The sequence below is a fragment of the Streptomyces sp. NBC_01506 genome (assembly GCF_045040295.1).
Classification (GTDB): domain Bacteria; phylum Actinomycetota; class Actinomycetes; order Streptomycetales; family Streptomycetaceae; genus Streptomyces.
In genome coordinates, this window is record NZ_CP109422.1 from 2,116,617 (window position 1) to 2,139,229 (window position 22,613).

The following is a 22,613-nucleotide window of genomic DNA, read 5'->3' on the forward strand; positions in this document are numbered from 1 at the left end:
CCGGCCCCTGGCCCACTGCGACAGGCAGAACGCCACCGTGACCCGGAAGGGCCACCGACGCACCGCGCCGGCTACGGAGTCGGCGCTTCCGCCGAGTCCAGGACGGTCACGTCCCGGTTGGCCGTCTCCCGCCCGGTGAACGCGGCGATCGAGGCGATGACACAGACCCCGGTGGTGAATACGGCGGCCGGGACCCAGCCCGACGGCCCGGACCGCTGGATCGCGTAACAGATCGTCGGTGCGAAACCGGCGACCAGGAACCCGAGTTGGCTGCCGATGGCGACGCCGGTCGTGCGGACTTTCGTGGGGAACATCTCTGTGAACATCGACAGTTGCAGCGCCTGCCCGGCGTTGAGGAACCCGTACGCCAGGATCTCCAGGAGCGCGACCAGCAAGAGGTTCCCGCTCTTGAGCGCGAGGAAAAGCGGGAAGATGAGCAGGCCGCCGATCAACACACCCCCCGCGAACACCGGCTTGCGCCCTATTCGGTCACCCAGCAGCCCCCACAGCGGCAGCAGCGGAGTGGTGACGACGATGACGATGAGCTGCACCGTCAGGAGTTCGCTGGCCGGAATGCCGACCGTGTCCACCCCGTAGCCGAAGGCGTACACGCCTACGACCGTTCCGGGCACCGCCATCAGGCACAGCAGAATGACCCGAATCACGCTGCGCCAGTGATCGCGGAACAACGGCGCGACCGGGTAACGGGCCACCTTGCCCTCGTTCTTCGTCTCGACGAACACATCGGCATCGTGGATGCTCCGCCGGAATATCAACACGATCGCCGTCCAGACGATGCTCGCGAGGAACGGTATCCGCCATCCCCAACTGAGCAGATCGTCCTCGGGCAGCGCCAGGATGGGGATGAACGCGAGCTGGCCGAGGACAGCGCCGACACCGACACCGACGTTGATGAAGCTGACGAAGAACCCGCGCCGTTCGGTGGGGGCGTGCTCCATCGTCAGTGAGCTGGTCCCGGCCTGTTCACTGGAGGTGAAGAAGCCCTGGAAGATCCGCAGGATCACGAGCAGTACGGGCGCCGCGAACCCGATCGTGCCGTACCCGGGCAGACAGCCGATGAGGAAGGTGGCCACGCCCATGCCGGTGATGGTGATGACGGTCATCTTCTGCCGGCCGATTCGGTCACCCAGTGGGCCGAGGACGAATGCGCCGATCGGTCCCGTGACGTAAGCGACGGCGAAGGTCGCGACCGCGCCGACACTCGCCAGTTGGGGATTGTCGGCGGGAAAGAAGACCTTACTGAAGACGACGGCGGCGACGATGCCGTAGATGGAGGCGTCCAGGAACTGGAACGTCGTGCCGAGAAAGCTGGCGAACGCCGTACGTTTCGCCGTACGCAACTTCTCTGCTTCATTCGTTGACGGCATTGTCAATTGGGTCATTCGACTTCTCGATTCGAGTACTGTCCGCCGGGAGTCCGGACTGCCGTGGGTCATCACCAGATGTCGCGTGGCGTGTACGCCTCGGCCGCCACGGCCGAAACGCTTTTCTCGCGCAGGGCAGTCGCCACCTCGACGGTGTGCGCCACCAGGGACGAGATCGATATGCCGTCGTAGCCGAACACCGCGCTGCGTACGGTGTCCTCCAGCGGTGCGGTCCACCGTTCGTCGATCGACGGCGCGAGCAGACCCGCGACGGATCCGGCCGTCGCGCCGTTGGAGTCGGTGTCCAGTCCGCCGAGCACCGTCAGCGCGATCGAGCGGTCGAAGTCCCCGTCGGCCCACAGCAGGCCGGCCGCCAGGACCGCCGCGTTGACAACGGTGTGGACCGAACCGTAGAAACCGAGTTCGCTGTCGATACGGGCGCGCGCTTCCTCCCAGGACAGTCCCCGGTCCCTCCACTCCCGGACGGAGCTCAGCGCGGCGTGGAGCCGGGAGCGGTGCGGGACCACGGTCAGTGACCTGTCGAACGCCTCTCGTATTCCGTTCGCCGTAAAGGCCGACGCCACGAGCGCGGCACACCACATCTCGCCGTAGACGCCGTTGGCCCGGTGCGACAGAACCGCGTCCCGGTATGCCAGTTCCGCCGCTCCCGCGGCGTCTCCGGGGCTCACATATCCGAAGACGTCCGCACGTATCGCCGCGCCGATGTACTCGCGGTAGGGATTGCGCACATTCGCCGCGTCCTCGGGGTCGACACCCGCCACGAGATTCCTGATGGCGACGCGCTCGGCGGTGAAGGTCTGGAGGAACGGAAGGAGGGTCAGCCAGGCGGCGGCGACATCGGCCGTGGAGAAATCCGGGCCCACGGTCCGCAGGATGTGCAGATTGAGGATCGTGTAGTCGAGATCGTCGTCGCGCGCCGATCCGCTGATACGGCCCCGCGTCGTCTCGGTCCAGCAAGGGACGTACTCCGGGAAGTCCTCCCCCGTATCGGCGACGGCCGGAAAGTAGTCGGTCAGCGGCCATGCGTCCTGGGACTCCAGGAAGGAGCGGAGCACGGGCGGGGACCATTCGCCCAGGCTCTCCACCGGTTTCCCGAGCATGTTTCCGGCGATACGGCCGTTCCACGCGCGAGCGGCCTTTGCCTCGTAGTCCGCCCCCGGGGCGGCGTGATCCGGCGCGGGCCAGTCCGCCTCGGAGATGATCTCCGCCAGCGACTCCGGCTCGAAGAAGGTCCAGCCGGGGCGCGCGGTGGTCGATTCGAGCTCCGTGAGAAGGCTCCGTGCCCGGTCCTGGGCGAGGGCGGCGATTCCACCGTCGGCGGATATCCGCGCCTCGATCGCGGCCACGTCGTAACCGCTCTCCTGCCGTTGCGCGAGTTCCGCCCGAAGGAGCTGCTGGTAGTTGAGTGCGGCATGCAAGGTGACTCCTGTGCTTTCGCTGTCAAAGTAGGTTCGGCCGGCGGAACTCTTTCTCCTGCCGGGAACCTCGGCGGACGACCGTTCAGAAATTCCGAGCGACATGAATCACGAGCTCGATCGCTTGCCCGGCGACCCGGTGGTCACCAACAGTTCGATGGGGGAGGTACGGGAGATACGGGAGACGTTCGTTCCGCCTTCGGCGATGGCCTCGGCAGAGTGGACGATTCAGCTCTCGCGGGCATCTCGCCGACGGGGACGCTTGGATCCGACGTATCGGAGCGCCGTGTCTTTCCTTGATACAAGGATTCGGTCCGGATCGCGGGTGGCGAGACTTGGTCCTCATATCTGCGTTTCCATATATCAACACGGGTTGCATGGAGTGTCAACACGAATTGCACAACATCTTTTCACCGGCCGGGACGCCGGGTGGCAACGGGTGCGGCGGTGGGCGGGGCAGGCCCGGACCGGCGCCGTCAGGGCAGTCGGTCAGGGCTGACCGACTGCCCTGACCGACTGCCCTGACGGCGCTGACGGCGCTGACGGCGCTGACGGCGCTGACGGCACTAGAAGAAGGCGGGAATCTCCACCGCCGACCCGCCGCCGACCGCCGATTCATGGGCGGCGAAGCCTGCCGCCGTCCACTGCGCGGCGACGACCGCGTCGAGGCTCGGCCGCCGCCGCTCGACGATGCTGCTCACGAATTCGTGCACCAGCCGCGGCGCCGCGCCCCAGTAGAGCTGGCTGCCTCGCGCCAGCTCGGGCGGCATCGTGTCGGACAGGTCGGGTGGCTGGTAGGAGACCGCGTCGACCACGCGGCCCCGGCCGTTGGGTCCGCGTTCGCCCCACGAGAAGTACAGCGGCGCCTCCTCGGTGGTCCTGCCCCACTCAAGACCGTGCCGCTCCCCGTAGAGCGAGAACGACTCGACCGGTGCCCGCGCGGTCTGGAACATCGACCTGGTCACCTGCACGGTGGCCGTCGAATCCGCCAGCTCGTACAGCGCGGTTTCCATCGGATACGGATTCCCCCAGACGCCCCGCGCTTCCTCCGGCAGCAGCCCGGCGCCGAGCGCGCGGACGGTGGTGGGACGCTTGCCCAGGACCGCGAGCACGGGGGCCAGCGCATGGGTCGAGTACCACATGGGCGGCAGTCCGACCCAGTAGCCGGGCCATCCCTCCATGTCCTGATGATGTTCGCCGCGCCCGAAGACCACGTTTCCGAACTCTCCGGAATCGACCAGCCGCTTGATGTGCACGACCGGGTCGGAGTACGCGCCCGTCTCCATCATCATGTAATTCAGCCCCGTCAGGTTCTGGAGGTCGACGATCCGCTGAAGATCGTCGAATTCCAGCGTCGGGGTGACCGCGACGGCGCAGTGCTTTCCCGCACCCATGACGGCGAACGTCTGCTCGGCATGCAGATGCAGCGGAGTGAGTAGATGGACCGCGTCGATCTCGGGCGAGGCCAGAACGTCTTCAAGTGTGGAGAAGATGTCGGACACCGCGTTCGCGCGCGCCACCCTTTCGAGAACGCTCGGCTCCGGATCGCACAGCACGACCCGTTCCACCGCAGGGTGGGCTTGATAGATCGGCACCCAGAGTTCACCGAAATTGAGACCGACGACGGCCACGGTGATCCCGCTCATGTTGCGCCTCCTGTTGTTGTGTCTTTTCTACGGGTGGGATGGGCGGACACGGCGGAACTGCTCGATGAGGCCATCGGCGAACTCACGATTCGAGTCGAGGGTCCGACCGGCGTTGTGCGGCGTGTGCACCACGTTGTGACGCCCGATCAACGGGTCGTCGAGCGGCAGCGGTTCGATGTCGAAGACATCGGCGGCGAGCGAGAGTTCGTCAGCCTCGACGCGCCGCCGCAGCGCGTCGCTGTCCAGAATCTGCATACGGGTGACGCACACGACCAGGCATCCCTTCGGCAACGCGTCGATCAGCTCTCGCGTGATCAGACCCTCCGTCGCCGGCAGATGCGGGATCATGGGCGCGAAGATGTCAGCGTCCGCCACGAGTTCCTCGAGCCGGAAGCGGCGGCGGGCACCGGAGCGGTGGAACACCGGATCGGGCGCGGACGCGCTCCAGCCGACGACATCCGCGCCGAGCGCGGAGCAGAACGACGCGTATCGAGTACCGATGTTGCCCATGCCCACGACGCGGACGCGTTTTCCCGCGACGGTGCCGGAGACGAAGCCGGGGTCGTCGCCGAACTGGGCGGCCCTCGTACGCGGGCGCCCGTTGCCTTCCCCGGGGTAGTACCGCCAGATGTCGAGACTGTCGCGCATCGCCGCGTATGTCTGTGGAATTCGGCGCAGGCCGTTGACGGTCAGCCCGATCGCGAACTCGGCGACCGACTGGGCCCAGAAGCCTTCGTTCCGGGGGAAATATACGTCGACCCCGCGTGCGGCGGCGTTGGCGGTGAATTCGTCGGCTGCGGGCTTCTCGGCGAACGCGGCCTCCTTCAGGTGCGGAAGTGCCGGGAAGGATCCGTCGCCGAGATCCAGATCGAAGCTCAGGACGAGTAGCCGCCGGGTGTCCTGCGGGAGTTCCAGTCTGTCCAGCGGCCGGTGGTCGTCGGGCGCGAGCCGGACGAATTGAAGAGTCTCGCTCTGCGAGTTCTGCCAGCTCTGCCGCGCGAAGTCGGCGCTGTAGGACCAATGGCGTTCGAATGACTCATTGACGACTATGACGTCCCGCATGTGAAATCACTCCTCTTTCTGTCGTCGGTTCGGCTCGACGGAGTCGGGCCGGTGCGCCCTCATCGCGCCTCGGGGGCAGTTGACGTCCCCGAGGGAACAAGGGCCTCGGTGTCCGGGTGGTCCGGCCAGGCGCCGTCCGGGTCGGGTCGTCGCTTCCTGGCGACCCGGAACGCGAGAACGAAGGCGACGGCGGCGACCCCGGCCGAGACGCCGAAGCCGATCCGGATGGCCGTGAGTTCGCCCCCGGCGTCGTCGCCCGGCCCGGTGGCCAGCGCCGACAGGGAGAACGCCGCGGCGAATGCCGCGCTGCCGGCGGCGCCGGCCACCTGCTGCAACGACGCGATCACGGCGTTCCCGTGTGAGTACCGCTCCGGAGGCAGGGCTTCCAGCGCGCTGGTCACGGCCGGAGTGGAGATCACCCCCATGCCCAGCCCCATGAACCCGGCATACAGAACGGCGATGAGCCAGACCGGGGTGCCCGTGTCGAGGAACGCGAAACAGGCGTAGAAGACGATCAGTGCCCCGGTCCCCGCGACGATCGGAATACGCGGGCCGAAACGATCGAAGAAGCGCCCCGCGACGGGGCCCATGATCCCCATCAGCAGACCTCCCGGCAGCATGGCCATACCGGTGGTGAGGGTGTCGAGCCCGGTGACGCGCTGAAGGTAGTACGGCAGAGCGAGCAGCGCGCCGTAGTAGGCGGCCATGCACAACAGGAGAATGCTCAGGCTGAGGCGGAACTGCGGTGCCGCGAACACCCGGATGTCCAGCACCGGATCCCGCTTCCTCACGAGGAACGTCTGACGCCAGGCGAAGAGTGCTACGGCCCCGGCTCCGGCGACGACAAGCCCCGACGCGACCAGCAGCCGTTGCGCCCCGTGACGGGCCTCGCCGAGCTGGCTCAGCCCGAGGATGAGCGGGCCGAATCCGATGACGGCCAGCAGCACCGACAGGCCGTCCAGCGTGGTCCGTCTCGTCGTTCCGATGTTGCTCAGGAACACCAGCCCGACGATCAGCGCGCCCACGGCGACCGGCAGCAGGACGACGAAGAGGTACCGCCAGGGGAGATAGTGCAGAACCAGCCCCGCGAGCGCCGGCCCGATCGCCGGGGCGACGGCGAGGACGATCGTCACCACGCCCATCAGCGTCCCCCGGCGCGCGGCGGGAGCCAGCGTGAGCACGGTCGTCATGAGCAGCGGCAGCAGCACGCCCGCCGCGCTCGCCTGCACAATCCTCGCGATCAGAAGCAGGCCGAAGCCGGGCGACACCGACGCGACCAGCGTGCCGCCTATGAAGACCGCGGAAGCCGTGACGAAGACCGCTCGCGTCGAGAACCGCTGGATGATGAACCCGGTGGTCGGGATCACGATCGCCATCGTGAGCATGTACGCGGTGGTCAGCCACTGGGCCGTGTTGACGGAGATCTCAAGCTCGGTCACCAGCCTCGGGATCGCGACGGTCATGATCGTCTCGTTCAGTACCACGACGAACGAGGAGGCGAGCAGCACCCCGATGACGACGCGCGCCCTTGCCGGCGCCTGAGATCCGTGTCGTTGTGCCAAGGTCGCGTTCCTGTCGTCGGTGGGTGAAGGGCGGCATGTCGATGGGTGGAGCGGGTGACATGTCCGGCAGCCGGCGGTCGCACGGCGGCGGGCCGCTCGGGTCGTGCGGGGCACCGGGTGGGGGCCACGCGGTGGAGACGCGTGGTGGGAGGGTCCGGCCGGATCCGTCAAATGGCCGCTCACCGTCCACCGCACTTCCATGTCAACACGAGTTACCGCTATGGTCAACTCGTGTTGCACAGGATCGACGAAGGAGACGTAAAGTGACCGGCGCTGTGATCGTTGTCGGGTCCGCGAACCAGGACTACGTCATCAACTGTGACGCCCTGCCACGCCCCGGAGAGACGCGCCTGGGCGGGCGACTGCGGCGATTCCCAGGTGGAAAGGGCGTCAACCAGGCCGTCGCGGCGGCTCGCCTCGGCGCGGACGTGCACTTCGTCGGTGCGGTCGGTGACGACCCCGACGGGGCCCTCCTCATCGGCGAGCTTCGTTCGGAGGGCGTGGACGCGGGCGACGTCGAGATCACGACTGCCGAACGCACCGGGGTCGCCTTCGTCTCCGTTCTCCCTGACGGGGAGAACGCCATCACCGTGGTCTCCGGCGCGAACTTCACGCTCGCCGCGGGGCGCGTCTCACGCACGGTCCGACGACTGGCCGACGCCTCGTCCGTCGTCGTCCTGCAAGGAGAGATCCCGGTGCCCGCCCTTCAGGCGGCCGTCGAGGCGAGTACGGAGGCCGGCGCGCGTACCGTCCTCAACCTCGCGCCCTTCGTCGAGCTGCCCGCGGCAGTCCTTCGTCCGGCGGCCCCGCTGATCGTCAACGAGGTGGAAGCGTCAGCGCTGCTCGGAGCCCCGGTCACCGCTCAGGAGTCCGCCGAGCAGGCCGCACGGACGCTCGCCGGACGCGCCGGCTCAGCCGTGATCACTCTCGGCGGGGCAGGTGCGGTGTGGGCCGACCGAACGGGCAGCGGCACCGTCCGCGCTCCCGAAGTGCGTCAGGTCGTGGACACGACCGGCGCGGGCGACGCCTTCGTCGGCGGTCTGGCGACCATGCTGGCGGAGGGCCGGGATCTTGAGACAGCGGTGCGCTTCGCCGTCGAGGTCGGCACGGTCGCCGTCACGCGCGTCGGAGCGCAGGCGTCGTATCCCTCGCGAGCCGATGTCGCCGGGGCACCCGGCGCATAGGACCCCTCCGGCGGATCTTCGCGGGCCCGGAACGCCTGGCACGGCACCTCGCGTCGTTGTCGTCAAAGTCGCCCACGTACGGCCGGGCCGTCCACAACGCCGAACCTGCGCCTGGCGATCGCACGCGCCGAGCGAGTCGTCAGCCGCTCCGCGGCGGGCCGCACGCCCCGCCCTGCGGGCGGACGGCGCTACTGCTCAGTCATGGCCCGGCCGTGGTCGGCCCCCGTCAGCTCATACCGCCGGACCACTGGATGGTGGGCTCGCATCCGCAGCTCTCGCCGACGAGCAGATTGCCGCGCAGGGAGATGTGCGGGGCCGGGTTCCTGGCCTCGGGGCTCTCGCTGCCCGTGAGCAGTGAGATCGACGTCCGGACGACCTCCCGCAGTGGGCGGCGCATCGAAGTCAGACGCGGCCAGCCGAACAGGCTCTGACGCACCCCGTCGCACGAGATGATCGCGAGATCGTCCGGGACGCCGATGCCCAGCTCATGGCAGACGCGCAGCACGCCGAACGCCTGGACGTCGCTGGTGACGACCACGGCCGTGGGCATGCGCTCGCGGCGGGAGCGGCGGTAGGAGTCCTCTTCCAGCAGCACTCTCAGCGCCATCGATCCGCCTTCCGCGCTCACGTCGGCATGGCCCACAAGGTCGTCGCCGGCCGGGAAGCCCGCCTCCGACTGCTGGTCGCGCCACGCCTGCACCCGCCGCGCCTCGTCCGGCCACGTGGGCGGCCCGGCGACGCACGCGACGGCGGAATGGCCGTGGTACTGAAGATGATCGACGGCACGGCGGACGTCGTAATACGAATCCGTGTACACCGAAGGGGATTCCGGCGAAACCTCGGTCACGTCGTCCAGCACCACATGCGGCGTCGACCACTGGTGCGCGGCGAAATTGCCGTGCAGTGAGGCCGCCGACGCGATGAGCAGCCCCGTCGTACGACGGTCCTCGAAGGAGCGGATCTGTGCTTCGTCCTGCTCGGCGTTGAAGGCGCTGATCCCGATGGACAGGACGTAGCCCCGCCGTACCAGCTCGACCTCCACCGCCTGCGCCATCTCCGCGTAGTACGGATTCATCGGGCTCGGCATCAGCAGTCCGACCGACATGGTCCTGCCGTCCCGGAAGGCGGTCGCCAAGGCGTCGGGCCGGTACCTCAGAGCCTCGATCGCCGCCTCCACACGCGCCCGCGCCGCGGCCGACACGGGACGGGGCCCACCGTTGGTGACATAGCTGACGACCGCCGGCGAGACGCCCGCCATGCGCGCGACGTCCGCGCGGGTGACCTTCGACGCCATCTGCTCATCCCTACTCTCGAAATACCGCGACGAAGCAGTTCGCCGCGCCACGTCCCCGTCAGCGCCTGAGCTGCCGAATGTCGCGCCGGTAGGGATACGAAGCCTGGGCTCCCACCCTCGACACGGCGACGGCGCCGGCCTCCACGCCGATCCGGACGGCTTCCTTCAGGCTCGCACCTTCCGCGAGAAGGGTGACGAGAGCCCCGACGAACGCGTCACCCGCACCGGTCGCGTCCACGATCGCGCCGACGTGGGGCGACATCACATATCCGCCGCCGCTGGGGTCGGCCCACGCGGCGCCGTCGTGATCGGCGACGACGACCACGGACCGGGCGGACCGCAGGAGTGCCGTGGCGGCCTCCTCGGCGCGTTCCCTGCCGTCGATCGCGAAGCCCGTCAGCGCCGGGACCTCGACGCCGTAGACCACCAGGGGATCGGCGAGACGCAGCACCGACTCCGCCAGGTCGATGAGCGGCGAGAGATTCACGACGCTCCGTACGCCGTTCTCGGACGCCGCGCGAACGACAGCGGAAACGACGTCCGCCGGGATCTCGGCCTGGACGACGAGTACGGAGTCGGGAGTGGCGAGGCGGCGTACCACGTGGGCGGCCCGGGTGGCGCTGAGGGCGTGGTTCGCGCCCGGGACGACTGTCTGGGCGCTGTCGCCCCCCGGCAGGAGCGAGACGAAGGCGAGCCCGGTGCGGTCGGCGGAGGTGATCTCGATCTCGCTGGTGTCGACGCCCTCGGCGCGCAACTCGCGGATGAGCAGGGCCCCGTCGTCGTCATCGCCGACGGCGCCGACGATCGCGACCCCGGCCCCGAGCCGTGCCGCGGCAACGGCCTGATTCGCGCCCTTTCCACCGGGGAACCGGCGCAGGCTGCGTGCCAACCGGGTCTCCCCGCCGGTCGGCAGGGCGTCCACCGACAGGACGTAGTCCTGGTTCGCCGACCCGACCACGATGAGGTTCCCGGCCATTGCTTCCCTTCGTCGGTGCTCGTCGAATCGCCGCACGGTGGTGGCCACCGATGACCGCACGGCCGCACCATGGGCAATGCTATTCCCCTGTTCGGGGAGGGACGGGCGCCGGCCGAGTGAAGAACGGTCAGCCGTGGTTGATCGGCAGCACGTCCGGCGAGAGCGCGGCGGCCCTGGCCGTCGCCGCCGTCATGCGGCGGCGGTGGTGGCGGCGGCACAGCACCTCGTAGCCGACCTCGTCCTCCGAGTGGTGCACGTCGCCGACGACGACCTGGGCGCCCTCGACCACCATCTGTCCGCCGACCGTACGGGCGTTGTGCGTGGCGCGCGCCCCGCACCAGCACAGGGCCTCGACCTGAAGGACCTCGACGCGGTCGGCGAGTTCCACCAGGCGTCGGGAGCCCGGGAAGAGTTCGGTGCGGAAGTCGGTGGTGATGCCGAAGGCGAAGACGTCCAGGTCGAGGTCGTCCACGATGCGGGCGAGCTGGTCGATCTGGTCGGGCGCGAGGAACTGGGCCTCGTCGGCGATGACGTAGTCGCAACGGCCGCCCTGGGAGAGGCGGTCGACGATGTACGCGTAGAAGTCGAAGCCGTCGGCGGCCTCGACGGCGTCGGTGACCAGGCCGAGCCGGGAGGAGAGCTTGCCCTCGCCCGCGCGGTCGTCGCGTGTGAAGATCATGCCCAGCAGGCCGCGGGCGGAGCGGTTGTGCTCGATCTGCAGAGCCAGGGTGCTCTTTCCGCAGTCCATCGTTCCGGAGAAGAACACCAGCTCGGGCATGAGGAAGTGACGGCCTTTCAGGTATATGGGTACGCGGAGGGGGCTAGGAGCGTACTTCGAGGAGTGGTACCAACTGCTCGACGGGGGTCATCGAGCCGTGCATACCGACCATCTCGGACTCGCGCGGCTCCTTGACGGACGCGGTGATCACCACGTCGTCGTGGGCGGCGGCCACCACATCGCCGATCCGCCCGTACACCCGCTCCTCCACCGCGCCGGGCGGGCCGAACCAGCCCGCGGCGATGGCCTCGTCGCGGCTCGCGACCCAGAACTGTTCACCCAGCACCTCGCGCCAGACGGTGAGGACGTCCGCCGCGGCGCCCGGCACCGCGTAGACGTGGCGGGCGCGGCCCTCGCCGCCGAGGAGGGCGACGCCGGCACGCAGCTCCCAGTCCTCGTCGAAGTCGATGCGCGACCGCTCGTCGAAGGGGATGTCGATCATGCCGTGATCGGCGGTGATGTACAGGGCGGCGCGGGGCGGCAGTTGCTCGGCGAGACGCTGGGCGAGCCGGTCCACGTACATCAACTGGCCGCGCCAGGCGTCGGAGTCCATACCGAACTTGTGGCCCTTGCCGTCGACCTCGCTGTAGTACGTGTAGACCAGCGAGCGGTCCCCGGCGGCCAGTTGGGCGGCGGCCAGGTCCATCCGCTCCTCGCCGGAGAGCCGGCCGTGGAAGGTGCCGCCGCTCAGGGCGACCTCGGTGAGCGGGGTGCGTTCGAAGATCGGGGAGGACACCTGCGCGGTGTGGATCCCGGCGGCGTCGGCGAGCTGGAAGATCGTCGGATACGGCTGCCATATGTGTGGCTCGGTCCACGGGCGCCAGCGGAGCTGGTTCATCAGCGCGCCGGTCGCCGGGTCGCGCACCGTGTAGCCGGGCAGACCGTGGGCGCCCGGCGGCAGGCCCGTACCGACGGAGGCGAGGGATGTCGCGGTGGTGGCGGGGAAACCGACGGTGATCGGCCGGCCGGTGGAGCCGCGTGAGGTGCCCAGCAGCGACGTCAGATACGGCGCCTCGTCGGGGTGGTCCTTGATCTGCTGCCAGCCGAGGCCGTCGATCAGGAAGACGCAGTTGCGGTCGGCCGGGGTGAGTTCGGGGATGACGGCGGCCGGGGCGCCGGGAACGGCACCCGGGACGGGGACGCCCTGGCCCGCGACGAGCGTGGGCAGCAGGTCGGCGAGCGAGCCGCCGCCGTACTCGGGGACGGGCGCGGTGTTCAGTGCGAGCGGGACCGGGTCCTGCCAGTCGGTGGGCTGCGCGGTCATCAACGGCCGGTCGAGGACGGGGCGGCGGCCGTGGCCTCGGAGAGCGACTGCGCGAAGACGAGCGTCTGCTGGACGGTGTCGGGCCCGTCACCCGCCTCGCTGACGCGCAGGCTCAGATCGTCGGCGGTTGAGTTGCCGGTGTAACCGTGGTCCGCCTCGCAGTTGGGGTCGCCGCAGGCGGCGGGCTCCAGATCGATACGGGCGACGGCGCCCCAGCCGATGGTGAGGACGACCTCGCGGGGCAGGGTGCCGGGGGTGTACGACTCGGGGTTCGCGACGACGCGGCTGACCACGACGGACGAGATCCGGTCCAGCTTGACCGACTCGGTCGAGGTGGTGGCGTACGGGGTCGCCGAACTGGTGTCGGCGGCCTGCTCGTCGGTGTGGCTGACGATGAAGCGGTGGGCGGTGAGGACGAGGACGGTGACATGCCGGCGGACCTCGTTGGAGTCGAAGGTCGTCTCCTGGTGCACCAGATACGACGCGATCGGCTCGCCGCCGACAGCGGCCTCAACCGCTTCGGCCACGAGCGCCGGGTAGTAGCCACTGCGCTCGATCGCCGTGCGCAGCCCCTGGGTCGTCGTACCGGTCTTCGCCATGGGCCCCATCCTACGGTGGCGGGATGTATGGCCGGGACCGTGCGGGACCGGGGGCCTGGTGGCTCTAGGCCCTGTCCGGCGGATCTTCGGGGGTCCGGGACGCCTGGCACGGCACCTCCCTGCGTTGTCGGAGTCATCCAAGTACGTCCAGTACGAGAATGATCCTCCGCCTTGCGATGCACCGCACCAGCCGCCCCGGCCTGATCCCCGAAGATCCGCCGGACAGGACCTAGTAGCTGGGGAGACGGCGCGGTCCGAGGTCGTCGTGGGACGGGGGCGGGGCGAGCCGGACGCTCGCGCCGAGTACCGAGAGGCCGTGCGCGGCGACCACCACCGGTTCGAGCGCCACGGAGACGATCTCCGGGTGGTCGTCGACGAGCAGGGACACCCGCAGCAGCAGTTCTTCGAGGGCGTCGGTGTCGACGGGCGCCGAGCCGCGCCAGCCGAAGAGGAGCGGTGCCGTCCGGATGGACCGGAGCAGTTCGGCCGCCTCGCGGTCGGTGACCGGGACGAGGCGGTGCGCGACGTCACCCAGTAGTTCGGAGGCCACTCCGGCCAGCCCGAACGAGAGCACCGCGCCGGCGGCCGGGTCGATCACGGCGCGCACGACCGTGTCCACCCCGCGCGGCGCCATCGCCTGGACGACGGGCCGCAGTTCGGCGGGGTCGCCGAGCAGTTCGGTCAGTTCGCGGTACGCCGCGCGCAGCCGGTTCTCGTCGGCGAGATCGAGCCGTACGCCGCCGAGGTCGGCCCGGTGGCGCAGATGCGGCGCGGTGGTCTTGAGGGCGACGGGGTATCCGAGCCGGGCGGCGGCCTCGACGGCGGCGTCGGGTCCGGGCGCGGGCAGGGTGGGACGTACGGCGATGCCGTACCGCCCGAGCAGTTGGCGGGTGTCGTCGTCCCCGAGGCTCGTCCCGTGCGGGTCGGCGGGCGCGTCGCCGAGCGCCCGGTCGATGAGTCCGGCGGCCCCGCTCTCGTCGATGTCGTCGTACTCGGGCACCTTGCCGGGCTCCGCCGCCTGTCGCCGCCACTGCGCGTAGGTGACGGCCTGGCCGAGCGCGCGCACGGCGCGCTCGGCGGCGGGGTAGGCGGGGATCCGCCGGGGGGCGTCGGCTTCGTCCGGCGCGTTCTCGCCGTCCGGCGCGGCGCCGGTGCTGACGGCCTCCGGCGGGGAGTCGCCACCGGATCCGGGGGGAGGGGGCGGCTGTCCGTGGTCGGCCGAACCGTCCCCCGTCACCGACCCGGTCGCCTCCGCCGCGTCGCCGCCACCGCGCGAGGACGCCGCGTCGCCGGGCGCCCTGTCCGCGCCCGGCGGCGCGGGTGCGGGCGGGGCGGTGACGGTGCCGGGCACCGGCACCGGCCGCGCGGTCGGGCCTTCGCGGCCGGTGCCCTGGGGGGCGGCTTCCGTCGGCCGGCTTGTCGACGCGCCCCGGGCGCTCGGCGGCGCCGGCACGGGCCCCGGCCCGTCGGCGGCCGGTGCCGGGCCGGTCGCGGGCGGCGCGGCACCAGGGACCGCGCCCGCCCCCTCCCCCGGCCTCGGCGCCGTCGTCGTGGCCGCCGAGAGGGCCTTCGCCAGGCCGCCGATCTCCAGGTGGACCACCGCCACCGGCTTCGCCGGCGCCGTCGAGGCCGCCTCGCGGAGCACCGTCGCCAGGACCTCGCCGTCGCCCGACTCCATCGCGCCGTTCTCGCCGACCCAGGGAATCGCCGTGACGACGACCGCGTCGCAGCCCGGATCCGCCAGCGCGGCGGCCAGCGCCGTACCGAAGTCCTCGGGGCGGGCCGATGTCGTGAGGTCGAGCGGTGGGAGCGGGCGCAGCCCTTCCGTCAGACAGGCGTCATACGTAAGGAGGCCCAGCGACTCGGAGTTGCCGAGGATCGCCACATGAGGTCCGGCCGGCAGCGGCTGGTTCGCGAGCAGGAGCCCCGCGTCCACCAACTCCGTGACGGTGTCCACGCGGATCACGCCCGCCTGGCTGAGCAGCGCCGAGACCGTCGCGTCCGGGACTCCGGTGACCGGCACCGCGTGCCCCGGCGGGGTGCTGCCGCTGTGCCGCGCGCCCTTCGCGACGACGACCGGCTTCTGCGCCCCCGTACGCCTGGCGAGCCGGGTGAACTTGCGTGGGTTGCCGATCGATTCGAGGTAGAGCAGCACGACGTCGGTGTCCGGGTCGTCGTGCCAGTACTGGAGGAAGTCGTTGCCCGAGACGTCCGCGCGGTTGCCCGCCGAGATGAAGGTGGACACACCCGCGCCGCGCCGGACCAGCCCGGCGAGCAGCGCGATACCGATCGCGCCCGACTGCGTGAAGAGACCGATCCGCCCCCGGTCGGGCATCTCGGGCGCGAGCGAGGCGTTCAGCCGGACGGGCGGTCCGGTGTTGATGACGCCGAACGCGTTGGGCCCGATGACCCGCATCCCGTACGAGCGTGCCTGCCGCACCAGTTCGCGCTGCCGCTCCCGTCCTGCGGGCCCGCTCTCCGCGTATCCGGCGGAGAGCACCACCAGTCCCTGGACGCCGTGTTCGCCGCAGTCCGCGACGACGTCGGGCACCCGCTCGGCGGGAACGGCGACGATCGCGAGGTCGACGGGCTCCTCGATCTCCGCGAGGGAGCGCACCGCCGGGACGCCGTCGATCTCGGTCCGCTCCGGGGGCAGGGCCACGTTCACCGCATACGTACGCCCCGTGTATCCCCCGTCGAGGAGATTACGCAGGGCGGCCCGCCCGACACCGCCCGCCGTGCGTCCGGCGCCGACGACGGCCACCGACGACGGGCCGAGGAGCCTCTGTACGGAGCGCGCCTCGGCGCGCTGCTCGCGGCCCCGCTGGACGGCAAGGGACTCGGCGGTCGGTTCGAGGTCGAGGACCAGGCGGACGGAGCCGTCCTCGAAGCTGCGTTTCTGGGTGAACCCGGCGTCCCGGAACACCTTGATCATCTTGTTGTTGGCGGGCAGCACCTCCGCCGCGAAGCGCCTGATGCCGCGCTCGCGCGCCACGGCGGCGATGTGTTCGAGGAGCGCTGAGGCGATCCCGCGCCCCTGGTGCGCGTCCTGGACGAGGAAGGCGACCTCGGCCTCGTCGGCGGGCGCCGGCGCGGGCATGCCGCGGGCGTCGATCCGGTCGTAGCGGACGGTGGCGACGAACTCGCCGCCGACGGTCACCGCGAGCCCCACCCGGTCCACGTAGTCGTGGTGGGTGAAGCGGTACACGTCCTTGTCGGAGAGCCGGGGGTAGGGCGCGAAGAAGCGGTAGTACTTCGACTCGTCGGAGACCTGCTCGTAGAAGCTGACGAGCCGTTCGGCGTCGGCGGTGGTGATCGGACGGACGCGCGCGGTGCCCCCGTCGCGCAGGACCACGTCGGCTTCCCAGTGAGCGGGGTACGCGTGCTGTGACGGCGGCGTCATAAGGAGAGCCTACGGCGCGCACACCGGTAGCGGCGGGCCCCCGGCCGGGGCAGGCTGGGGGTGCCTCGCCGGTCCGCCGGGGGCTGCATGGCACACTGGTCTAGACAACAACTGTGACTTGAAGGGCAACACCATGGCTGAGCGCCGCGTCAATGTCGGCTGGGCCGAGGGCCTGCACGCCCGTCCCGCCTCCATCTTCGTCCGTGCCGCCACGGCGTCCGGCTTTCCGGTGACGATCGCCAAGGCGGACGGCAGCCCGGTCAACGCGGCGTCGATGCTCGCCGTGCTGGGGCTGGGCGCGCAGGGCGGCGACGAGATCGTCCTGACCTCCGACGCGGACGGCGCGGACGTCGCGCTCGACCGGCTGGCGAAGCTGGTCGCGGAGGGGCTGGACGAGCTTCCCGAGACCGTCTGACCCGAGACGTACACACGCGTACGCATACGCGACGAAGGCCCCGGCGTCCTCCTGCCGGGGCCTTCGTCGTACGTGCGTGGGCGAGCGTACGTAGGCGTGGGTCGCCCACGCGGTGGCTGCCGGTGTCAGCCGGTGACGACCTTCACCTCGCCGATGCCCAGGGCCTCGACCGGCTCGCGGATCACCGAGGCGTCCCCGACGAGCACCGTGACGAGCCGGTCGCCCGGGAAGGCGCTGACCACCGCGGCCGTCGCCTCGACCGTGCCGGTCTCGGCCAGGCGCGCGTACAACTGCCCCTGGAAGTCGTCCGGGAGGTGCTGCTCGACCTGGTCGGCGAGTGTGTCCGCGACGGACGCGGCCGTCTCGAACTTCAGCGGCGCGACCCCGACCAGATTCTGCACGGCCGTCTCACGCTCGGCGTCCGTCAGCCCCTCGGCCGCGAGCGTACGCAGCACCTTCCACAGATCGTCCAGCGCGGGCCCGGTCGACTCGGTGTCGACGGAGCCGCTGATGGCGAGCATGGAGGTGCCCGTGCCGTTCGGGTCCGAGCGCAGCACCTGCGCGAAGGCCCGCACGCCGTACGTGTAGCCCTTCTCCTCGCGCAGCACCCGGTCGAGCCGGGAGGTGAGCGTGCCGCCCAGGCAGTACGTGCCGAGCACCTGGGCCGGCCAGACGCGGTCGTGCCGGTCGGGGCCGACCCGGCCGATCAGCAGTTGCGTCTGGACGGCTCCGGGCCGGTCCACGATGACCACGCGGCCGGTGTCGTCTGCGGTCACCGGCGGCACGGGGCGCGGCTCGGTCGTGTCGCCCGTCCAGTCGCCCAGGGTCTCGGCGAGCAGCGCGTCGACGTCCACGCCGGTGAGGTCGCCGACGATCACCGCGGTGGCCGTGGCGGGGCGCACGTGCGCGTCGTAGAAGGCGCGGACGCCCTTCGCGTCGATGCGGCCGACGCTGTCCTCGGTGCCCTGGCGCGGGCGTGACATGCGCGAGCCGGCCGGGAACAGCTCCTTGGAGAGCTGCTTGGCCGCGCGGCGGGCCGGGTTGGCCTGCTCGTGCGGGATCTCGTCCAGCCTGTTCGTGACGAGCCGGCCGACCTCGCTCTCGGAGAACAGCGGCGCGCGCAGGGCGTCGGCGAGCAGACCGAGCGCCTTGGGCAGCCGGGAGACCGGGACCTCCAGGGAGACCCGCACGCCCGGATGGTCGGCGTGCGCGTCGAGCGTGGCGCCGCAGCGCTCCAGCTCGGCGGCGAACTCCTCGGCCGTGTGCTTGTCGGTGCCCTCGGACAGCGCACGGGCCATGATCGTGGCGATGCCGTCCAGGCCCTCGGGCTCGGCCTCCAGCGGGGCGGCGAGGGAGACCTCGACGGCCACCACCTGCTGGCCGGGGCGGTGGCAGCGCAGCACCGTCAGGCCGTTGGGCAGAGCGCCGCGCTCGGGCGCGGGAAACGCCCAGGGCCTGGCCTCTCCGGCGGTGGGCTGCGGGTGGAACTCCATGGTCACGGCAGCGTCGGTCACTGGTCCGCCCCCTCGTGCTCGTCGGTGTCGGCTGCCGCGTCGTCGGCGTCGTCGGCGTCGTCCTCAGGAGAGGTGGGCTCGTAGACCAGCACCGCCCTGTTGTCGGGGCGCAGCCGGGCCGCGGCCACCGCGCGTACCTCCTCGGCCGTGACGTCCAGCACCCGCCGGACGGCGGTCAGCGCGAGCTGCGGGTCGCCGAACAGCACCGCGAACCTGCACAGTTCGTCCGCGCGGCCCGCGACCGTGCCGAGCCGGTCGAGCCATTCGCGCTCCAACTGGGCCTGGGCGCGCTCCATTTCCTCGGCCGTGGGGCCTTCGGCCGCGAACCGGGCCAGCTCCTCGTCCACGGCGGCCTCGATCTGCGGGACCTCGACGCCGCCGGACGTCTTCACGTCCAGCCAGCCGAGCGAGGGCGCGCCGGCGAGGCGCAGCAGTCCGAATCCGGCGGCGACGGCCGTACGGTCGCGGCGCACCAGGCGGTTGTGCAGCCGGGAGGACTCACCGCCGCCGAGGACGGTGAGCGCCAGATCGGCGGCGTCGGCCTCGCGGGTGCCGTCCTGCGGCAGCCGGTAGGCGGCCATCAGCGCGCGCGCCGGGACCTCCTCGTGGATCTCCTCGCGCAACTGCTCGCCGATGATGTCCGGCAGCGAGCCGTCGCGCGGCGGCTGCTTGCCGTCGTGCGAGGGGATCGAGCCGAAGTACTTCTCGACCCAGGCGAGTGTCTGCTCGGGGTCGATGTCGCCGACGACCGAGAGCACCGCGTTGTTCGGCGCGTAGTACGTACGGAAGAACTGCCGCGCGTCGTCCAGGGTCGCCGCGTCCAGGTCGGCCATCGAGCCGATGGGGGTGTGGTGGTACGGGTGGCCCTCGGGGTAGGAGAGGGCGGTCAGGCGCTCGAACGCGGTGCCGTAGGGCACGTTGTCGTAACGCTGGCGGCGTTCGTTCTTCACGACGTCGCGCTGATTCTCCATCCCCTCGTCGTCCAGGGAGGAGAGCAGCGAGCCCATGCGGTCGGCCTCCAGCCAGAGGGCGAGCTCCAACTGGTGGGTGGGCATGGTCTCGAAGTAGTTGGTGCGCTCGAAGCTGGTGGTGCCGTTGAGCGAGCCGCCGGCGCCCTGCACCAGCTCGAAGTGGCCGTTGCCCTTGACCTGTGCCGAGCCCTGGAACATCAGGTGCTCGAAGAGGTGGGCGAGGCCCGTACGGCCCTTGACCTCGTGGCGCGAACCGACGTCGTACCAGAGGCAGACCGCGGCGACCGGGGTCAGGTGGTCCTCGGAGAGCACCACGCGCAGTCCGTTGGCGAGCCGGTGCTCGGTCGCTGTCAGGCCGCCGGAACCGGCCTGCGCTGTGGCCGTGTGACCCATGGGCATGTACGTCCCTTCGATCGCGATATGGAGAAGTCCTGCCACTGTATGCAAGCGTGCCGACGCCTGGCGAAGTTCCCGCGTCCGGCGCAGCGGCGTGGACTCGCCATCGGCTCTCACCCGGCTCCGGAAACGGCGCCTCGGGTGGTTCAACGACGGGTCGAGGTCGGCGTTGTCAGTCCGGCGGGCCACAATGGTCGGCGTCAGTTCCTGAAGTTGTCCGCACGTTGTCCGCCCAGAACCGCACAGACCTGTGAAGGAGCCGCAGCAGCGATGGCCCGCCGCAGCACGAAGACCCCGCCGCCGGAGGACTTCGAGGAGAAGATCCTCGACATCGACGTGGTCGATGAAATGCAGGGCTCCTTCCTTGAGTACGCGTACTCGGTGATCTACTCCCGCGCCCTGCCCGACGCCCGTGACGGCATGAAGCCGGTGCACCGCCGCATCGTGTATCAGATGAACGAGATGGGCCTGCGCCCCGACCGCGGCTATGTGAAGTGCGCCCGCGTCGTCGGCGAGGTGATGGGTAAATTGCACCCGCACGGGGACGCGTCGATCTACGACGCCCTCGTCCGGATGGCACAGCCGTTCTCGATGCGGCTGCCGCTGGTCGACGGGCACGGGAACTTCGGCTCCCTCGGCAACGACGACCCGCCGGCCGCCATGCGGTACACGGAGTGCCGGATGGCCGACGCGACGTCACTGATGACGGAGTCGATCGACGAGGACACCGTCGATTTCCAGTCGAATTACGACGGCCAGGAGCAGGAACCGGTCACGCTGCCCGCCGCGTATCCGAATCTGCTGGTCAACGGCGCCTCCGGGATCGCCGTCGGTATGGCGACGAACATGGCGCCGCACAATCTGGGCGAGGTCATCGCCGCCGCCCGCCATCTGATCAAGCACCCGGGCGCCGACCTGGACACCCTCATGCGGTACGTGCCGGGGCCCGACCTGCCCACCGGTGGCCGGATCGTGGGCCTGCAAGGCATCAAGGACGCGTACGCGAACGGGCGCGGGACGTTCAAGATCCGCGCCACGGTCACCGTGGAGGACGTCACCGCGCGCCGTAAGGGCCTCGTCGTCACCGAACTGCCCTTCACCGTCGGCCCGGAGAAGGTGATCGCCAAGATCAAGGACCTGGTCTCGGCGAAGAAGCTCATGGGCATCGCCGACGTCAAGGACCTCACCGACCGGATGCACGGGCTGCGTCTGGTCATCGAGATCAAGAACGGCTTCGTCCCCGAGGCGGTGCTGGAGCAGCTCTACAAGCTGACGCCGATGGAGGAGACCTTCGGCATCAACAACGTGGCGCTGGTGGACGGCCAGCCGCTGACGCTGGGGCTCAAGGAGCTGCTGGAGGTCTATCTCGACCACCGCTTCACCGTGGTGCGCCGGCGCAGCGAGTTCCGCAGGACCAAGCGGCGCGACCGGCTGCATCTGGTCGAGGGGCTGCTCGTCGCGCTGATCGACATCGACGAGGTCATCCGCCTGATCCGGTCGAGCGACAACTCGGCGCAGGCCAAGGAGCGGCTGATCGAGCGCTTCTCACTGAGCGACATCCAGACGCAGTACATCCTGGACACGCCGCTGCGCCGGCTCACCCGGTTCGACCGGATCGAGCTGGAGAGTGAGCGCGACCGGCTCAACGGCGAGATCGACGAGCTGACCGGCATCCTGGAGTCGGACGCCGAGCTGCGCAAGCTCGTCTCCGCCGAACTGGCCACGGTGGCCAAGAAGTTCGGCACCGACCGGCGCACGGTGCTGCTGGAGTCCGGCAGTTCGCCGGTCGCCGCCGTGCCGCTGGAGGTGGCCGACGACCCGTGCCGGGTGCTGCTGTCCTCCACCGGTCTGCTGGCGCGTACGGCCAACGGCGGGCCGCTGGGCAGCGGCGACGGCAAGCGGGTGAAGCACGACGTGATCGTCTCGGCCGTACCGGCGACCGCGCGCGGCGAGGTCGGCGCGGTCACCTCGACCGGCCGGCTGCTGCGGATCTCCGTCATCGACCTGCCGCAGCTTCCCGACACGGCCTCGGCGCCGAATCTGTCGGGCGGGGCGCCGCTCGCGGAGTTCCTGACGCTGGAGCCGGACGAGGACCTGGTCTGTCTGACGACGCTGGACGAGTCGTCCCCCGGCCTCGCGCTGGGCACGCTCCAGGGTGTCGTCAAGCGGGTCGTCCCCGACTATCCGTCCAACAAGGACGAGTTGGAGGTCATCAGCCTCAAGGAGGGTGACCGGGTGGTGGGCGCGGCCGAGCTGCGTACGGGCGAGGAGGATCTGGTCTTCATCACCTCCGACGCCCAACTGCTGCGCTACCAGGCGTCGCAGGTCCGGCCGCAGGGCCGGCCCGCCGGGGGCATGGCCGGCGTCAAGCTGACCGAGGGCGCCTCGGTGATCTCCTTCACGGCGGTCGATCCGGCGGGCGACGGGGTGGTCTACACGGTCGCGGGCTCGCACGGCACGCTGGACGACTCGGAGACGACCGCGAAGCTCACGCCGTTCGACCAGTATCCGCGCAAGGGGCGGGCCACCGGAGGGGTGCGCTGCCAGCGCTTCCTCAAGGGCGAGGACCTGCTGGTCTTCGCCTGGGCGGGCGCCGCCCCGGCGCGGGCCGCGCAGAAGAACGGCTCCCCGGCCAAGCTGCCGGAGCCGGATCCGCGCAGGGACGGTTCGGGCACGCCGCCGCCGTCGGTCGTGGCCGTCCTGGCGGGTCCGGCGGGCTGACGTACGA

General features: G+C 70.5%; 16 protein-coding genes. 3 read left to right on the top strand and 13 right to left on the bottom strand.

The annotated features are described in order from the left end of the window. Positions 1-71 precede the first annotated feature (71 nt). From OG329_RS08790 to OG329_RS08810, 5 genes are all read right to left on the bottom strand, one after another. Positions 72-1,361, bottom strand: a complete 1,290-nt coding sequence (locus OG329_RS08790) for an MFS transporter (RefSeq protein ID WP_405793899.1) — start codon at positions 1,359-1,361, stop codon at positions 72-74. Between the two features lie 95 nt (positions 1,362-1,456). Continuing rightward, positions 1,457-2,824, bottom strand: coding sequence for an ADP-ribosylglycohydrolase family protein (locus tag OG329_RS08795; RefSeq protein WP_405793901.1), 1,368 nt, complete (start codon positions 2,822-2,824; stop codon positions 1,457-1,459). Between the two features lie 563 nt (positions 2,825-3,387). Continuing rightward, entirely contained in the window at positions 3,388-4,467 is a 1,080-nt protein-coding gene (locus tag OG329_RS08800) for a Gfo/Idh/MocA family protein (protein ID WP_405793902.1), read from the bottom strand. A gap of 27 nt (positions 4,468-4,494) precedes the next feature. Beyond that, the gene (locus OG329_RS08805) at positions 4,495-5,529 is read right to left on the bottom strand and encodes an NAD(P)-dependent oxidoreductase (RefSeq protein WP_405793903.1); all 1,035 of its coding nucleotides are present in this window, start codon (positions 5,527-5,529) and stop codon (positions 4,495-4,497) included. A 59-nt stretch (positions 5,530-5,588) separates the two neighbouring features. Then, on the bottom strand, positions 5,589-7,091 hold the full coding sequence (locus OG329_RS08810) for an MDR family MFS transporter (RefSeq protein WP_405793904.1): 1,503 nt from the start codon (positions 7,089-7,091) through the stop codon (positions 5,589-5,591). A gap of 263 nt (positions 7,092-7,354) precedes the next feature. Here OG329_RS08810 and OG329_RS08815 point away from each other — a divergent pair, with 263 nt between their 5' ends. Then, a complete protein-coding gene (locus OG329_RS08815) occupies positions 7,355-8,275 on the top strand; it encodes a ribokinase (protein ID WP_405793906.1) in 921 nt (306 codons plus the stop codon). 226 nt (positions 8,276-8,501) lie between these two features. Here OG329_RS08815 and OG329_RS08820 read toward each other — a convergent pair whose 3' ends face one another. The 6 genes from OG329_RS08820 to OG329_RS08845 form a co-directional block, all read right to left on the bottom strand. After that, positions 8,502-9,569 (bottom strand): LacI family DNA-binding transcriptional regulator, encoded by a 1,068-nt coding sequence (locus OG329_RS08820; RefSeq protein ID WP_405793908.1) that lies wholly within the window; start codon positions 9,567-9,569, stop codon positions 8,502-8,504. A gap of 58 nt (positions 9,570-9,627) precedes the next feature. After that, entirely contained in the window at positions 9,628-10,545 is a 918-nt protein-coding gene (locus OG329_RS08825; protein WP_405793910.1) for a ribokinase, read from the bottom strand. A gap of 127 nt (positions 10,546-10,672) precedes the next feature. Beyond that, positions 10,673-11,323 (bottom strand): thymidine kinase, encoded by a 651-nt coding sequence (locus OG329_RS08830; RefSeq protein ID WP_405793911.1) that lies wholly within the window; start codon positions 11,321-11,323, stop codon positions 10,673-10,675. Between the two features lie 43 nt (positions 11,324-11,366). After that, on the bottom strand, positions 11,367-12,587 hold the full coding sequence (locus tag OG329_RS08835; protein WP_405793913.1) for an alkaline phosphatase family protein: 1,221 nt from the start codon (positions 12,585-12,587) through the stop codon (positions 11,367-11,369). Continuing rightward, on the bottom strand, positions 12,587-13,186 hold the full coding sequence (locus OG329_RS08840; protein ID WP_405793914.1) for a DUF5998 family protein: 600 nt from the start codon (positions 13,184-13,186) through the stop codon (positions 12,587-12,589). Before OG329_RS08840 ends, OG329_RS08835 begins: the two co-directional genes overlap by 1 nt. 229 nt (positions 13,187-13,415) lie before the next feature. Beyond that, complete coding sequence (locus OG329_RS08845) at positions 13,416-16,589, bottom strand: GNAT family N-acetyltransferase (protein ID WP_405793916.1); 3,174 nt, start codon at positions 16,587-16,589, stop codon at positions 13,416-13,418. Between the two features lie 133 nt (positions 16,590-16,722). On the opposite strand from OG329_RS08845, the gene OG329_RS08850 reads away from it, so the two are divergent. Continuing rightward, positions 16,723-17,004, top strand: a complete 282-nt coding sequence (locus OG329_RS08850; RefSeq protein ID WP_405793918.1) for an HPr family phosphocarrier protein — start codon at positions 16,723-16,725, stop codon at positions 17,002-17,004. Between the two features lie 125 nt (positions 17,005-17,129). On the opposite strand, the gene OG329_RS08855 is transcribed toward OG329_RS08850, so the two are convergent. Together OG329_RS08855 and OG329_RS08860 are read right to left on the bottom strand one after the other, a co-directional pair. Then, the gene (locus OG329_RS08855; RefSeq protein ID WP_405801716.1) at positions 17,130-18,497 is read right to left on the bottom strand and encodes a M16 family metallopeptidase; all 1,368 of its coding nucleotides are present in this window, start codon (positions 18,495-18,497) and stop codon (positions 17,130-17,132) included. A 17-nt stretch (positions 18,498-18,514) separates the two neighbouring features. Then, positions 18,515-19,888 (bottom strand): M16 family metallopeptidase, encoded by a 1,374-nt coding sequence (locus OG329_RS08860; protein ID WP_405801718.1) that lies wholly within the window; start codon positions 19,886-19,888, stop codon positions 18,515-18,517. Between the two features lie 267 nt (positions 19,889-20,155). Here OG329_RS08860 and OG329_RS08865 point away from each other — a divergent pair, with 267 nt between their 5' ends. After that, positions 20,156-22,606, top strand: coding sequence for a DNA topoisomerase (ATP-hydrolyzing) subunit A (locus OG329_RS08865; RefSeq protein WP_405793920.1), 2,451 nt, complete (start codon positions 20,156-20,158; stop codon positions 22,604-22,606). Positions 22,607-22,613: the final 7 nt, after the last annotated feature.